We start from the raw sequence: 3,576 nt of genomic DNA on the forward strand, positions 1-3,576 counted from the left end.
CCGGCCGGCCACCAGCCAACACAGGTGCCGCTGGTGGACACCGAGGCCTGAATAACCGGTTCAGAATGTCCGGGCAAAGACCGATACCCCGCCGCTTTTCAAACTGATCTCTTATACCGAAGCCTCGTAAGTGAAGCCAAACGGGACTTCGGCACTCACTTCAACCGTGTAACGGCCGGGTGCGTGCCTGGTGACCAAGACCCCATTCCGGCCATCTTCAACAGCTTTGGCCTTCATCCGCTCCACGGCAGCTTCAAGGCACTCATCATGGCGCGCGGCGTCCAGTATCTGTATATCCATGGTGCTGTTTCCGACATCGAAACCCATATATCGTCTTCCCCTCAGCGCTGAACATCTTCCCGGTAAGGCTGTGCCTTTCGGGAGCGGAATCGGCCCCTGCCGCCGCCTGGCAGGCATAGATGAACTAATTGTCCGCCACATCTGAAAATCAACATTTCACTCGAACCGCCAGTTTCGGTTTCCTGGTGGCAATGGAAGCAGGCGTAGAACGTGTTGCAGCAGTTGAACATGATCGCCACGACGTCCTTGTCGGTGTGGTAGTGGGTGCACCGGGTCGCGTCATCGATGGTTTTTCCGTGGATCTGAACGGCTGGCTCTTCGGTCGTGAAGGGCGCGACGACATCCTCAAGCGGGACCTCACGAACGAGACCTTCCGGGCAGGCACCAACGAATGCATTGTGCTGACAGGAACCCTGGCTGGCCCCTTCACCGGAGCGGTCATTGAGTTCGTCCGCGGCAATGACACGAGCCCCGAGGTTTTCAAATCGATCATCTCGTCGCCTTATCCGATGCCTGGCAGAAAGGGGCACAACAGTTGGGGGAGAATCAGCGCGAAGCGTTCGCCAATGACCCGGCTGAACCTGCTGGCCGTCGACGGACCCACCAACGCGTCCAAAGGCGACTCAGACGCAGCGACCTGGCTGCCGCCGAACAAAGCATTCCGCTGCGAATACGTTGCCCTGCAAACAGCTGTGAAAGCTAAATACGGGCTGTGGATGACACAGGCCGAACACGATGCGGTCGCCGGGATCCTCACCGTCAAATGCCCCGATCAGCCCGTCCCGGACGACGACGGGGGAGTGGAGGTACCCATAGCGGCCGCACCTGCGCCGGAACAGTCACCGGATCCGGCACCAGGGACAGGATCAGAGGTCGGTTATGAGAATTGCACCGCAGTCCGCGAAGCGGACGCCGACCCCATCAGCGTCGGCGACCCGGGATGGGACACGAAGTTTGACGGTGACGGCGTTATCTGTAGTACAGCTGTGAAAGCTAAATACGGGCTGTGGATGACACAGGCCGAACACGATGCGGTCGCCGGCATCCTCACCACCAAATGCCCCAACCAACCAGTCCCGGACGACGACGGGGGAGTGAGCGTTCCCGTAGCGGCCACACCAACACGGGAAGAGTCGCCGGAACCAGCACCTGGAACCGGCTCAGACGTCAGCTACGAGAATTGCACCGCCGTCCGCGAAGCAGACGCCGACCCGATCAGCGTCGGGGACCCAGGGTGGGACACGAAGTTTGATGGTGACGGTGTTATCTGTAGTCACACCCTCTAAGGGTGCTATATGACGACGTTTCATCAGTGAAGACATGTCATCTCTGTGGTGTTGCAGTTAGAGAGTGGATCAATCGCTTTGGTGTGACTGCTAGTTCAGAATGGCGGTTTATGACAGCTGGGTTGTCGGTTGCCTCGTCCCATAAGCCGATCCTTCAACCACCAGTTTCTTGGGCGGGTCGCAGTCTCCGTTCCGATGGAACCAGGCGGGGAATGACTTTCACATAGGTGATCATGCCGATAAGTTCAACCATGGTTTGTGTTACAACGACCAGCGGAACCAACGCCAGGGGCTCAGGCAATGCCAATGCCAGCGGGAGTACGACCAGTGAGTTGCGGGTGGCGCCACTGAAAATCACGGCCCTCGTGTTTCCCGGATCCAGTCGTGCGACCCGTGCGGACGCCATTCCGAGGGGAACCATGATCACCAGAAAAGCCGCGTAGAGAGGGATGACCGACAGCAGTGAGGTGATTTCCTGTCCTACCCCGTGGATCTGCGATCCGATCACGACAGCCAGTGTCCCCATCATGAGGGGGACCATCAGGGCCTCCATGACAGTCATAACGCTCCTGCCGGCTGCCGCCCGACGGGACCACCATTGGGTGAATGCTGCCAGGATGAGGGGGAGGATGATTAGCACGATGAGCGCTTCGAGGAATGGTCCCGGTTCAATGGCTGAGACGAGTTCCGGGCCGATGAAGATGAACAGGTAGAAAGGCAGCAACAGCATCTGAGACATCATGAGCAGCGGCGCGGCAGCAAGCAGACGCTCGCTGGAGCCGCCTGCCAGCCCGGAGAAGACGATCACGTAGTCGATGCAAGGCGTCAGCAGCACCAACAGCACGCCAACAAGAAGAGCCTGGTTATCGGCCACGAACCGGGATAGGCCAAAGACGACGGCAGGCACGATGGCGAAGTTCAAGACCAGGACCGTGGCCATGAATCGTGTATCCCGGACGGCCTGGCCGATCGCCGAGAACGGGATTCCCAGGAACGTGGCGAACAACAACAGCCCGAGCACCGGGTTGATGGCGAGCTCCAGCGGCCCAGCAGCGGCGGGAACCGACCAGCCAAAGATTGCTCCGCCAACGATAGCCACCAGATAAAGACCGATCTGCCACCGTTCCATCGCTCTTACCACACGCGTAATTCCCACCCTGCCAGTGTAGAGAAGCTTTGAGCTATGAGTTCTTGGCGCCCCCGGAGACTTCCGATCCGTGTCCCTTCGCGGTCGTCAGTAATCGAGATGGTGCTGCCGGATAAGCCCGAGGGCACGTTCCAGCTGATGGCGCAGGTCGACCGCCTCCTGACGCAGTTCCGTGTTGCGCTTTTGTAGGGCGGCTAGCCTGGACCGGAGAGATGCGTCTGTCGCTGCTTCCTTAGCCCGGCTGTGACGGTTTCCGGGCAAAACTGCGGGACGTGTGCGAAGACGGTCGATTTCATCGCGATAGCGGCTTGTGTATAGCCACTGACGGCTTACGCCCGCTTCTCTGGCGACGCTGGCGAAAGTGATCTGGTCACCTTGAGCATCCAGGGTGCGCATCGCTGCTTCAACTCTGCTCGCTGTTTGGACGCTGCGTTGTTCGCGGTGCCGCTGCAGAGCTTGCGTTCCGGGGTGATCAGTTGTTGCCACTGTTTTCTCCTGCGGCCGCGGCGCGAAGGGTCTCAACAAGGTTGCTGAGTTTGATGAATGTTGGCTTGTTCTTCTCCACCATCCGTGTCTGCCCGTGTGCTTCGGCGTCTTCCATGAGGGAGCGGGTCCGTTCGAGTTGCTCTTCATGGGACGGGAGAAATTCCGGTGTGGTGATGAAGTATTTTGTGCAGTCGAGGCAGGCGTTCTGGACGTCGCAGTTCTGCTGCAGCGGCAGACCGCAGTACCCGTTGGGCAACGTGACTCGTGCCCGGTTGAGCTTTTCCTTCATCCAGCTCAGGTCGGCCAGCGGCGACTCAGGAAGCAGTTGTTCCAGGCGCTGGCCATTGACATTGAAAC

At 59.3% G+C, this 3,576-nt stretch carries 4 protein-coding genes and 1 pseudogene; 1 reads left to right on the forward strand and 4 read right to left on the reverse strand.

What is annotated here, in order from left to right; all coding sequences use genetic code 11:
* Window positions 1–111 precede the first annotated feature (111 nt).
* Window positions 112–300: a hypothetical protein gene (locus Y707_RS26785; RefSeq protein WP_051442110.1), complete on the reverse strand. Its 189-nt coding sequence runs from the start codon at window positions 298–300 to the stop codon at window positions 112–114.
* A 191-nt stretch (window positions 301–491) separates the two neighbouring features.
* On the opposite strand from Y707_RS26785, the gene Y707_RS32930 reads away from it, so the two are divergent.
* Window positions 492–1,586 (forward strand): excalibur calcium-binding domain-containing protein, encoded by a 1,095-nt coding sequence (locus tag Y707_RS32930; RefSeq protein ID WP_051442109.1) that lies wholly within the window; start codon window positions 492–494, stop codon window positions 1,584–1,586.
* Window positions 1,587–1,740: 154 nt separating this feature from the next.
* On the opposite strand, the gene Y707_RS0116185 is transcribed toward Y707_RS32930, so the two are convergent.
* The 3 genes and pseudogenes from Y707_RS0116185 to Y707_RS31635 all read right to left on the reverse strand — a co-directional run.
* Window positions 1,741–2,715: an arsenic resistance protein gene (locus Y707_RS0116185; protein WP_035782122.1), complete on the reverse strand. Its 975-nt coding sequence runs from the start codon at window positions 2,713–2,715 to the stop codon at window positions 1,741–1,743.
* 105 nt (window positions 2,716–2,820) lie between these two features.
* Complete coding sequence (locus Y707_RS33520; RefSeq protein ID WP_162150235.1) at window positions 2,821–3,219, reverse strand: DUF6262 family protein; 399 nt, start codon at window positions 3,217–3,219, stop codon at window positions 2,821–2,823.
* Window positions 3,206–3,576 (reverse strand): annotated as a pseudogene (locus Y707_RS31635) (hypothetical protein); the annotation flags it as partial. The pseudogene Y707_RS31635 and the gene Y707_RS33520, both read right to left, overlap by 14 nt.

Origin of the sequence: Arthrobacter sp. H14 (assembly GCF_000520495.1) — a bacterium.
Lineage (GTDB): Bacteria > Actinomycetota > Actinomycetes > Actinomycetales > Micrococcaceae > Arthrobacter_C.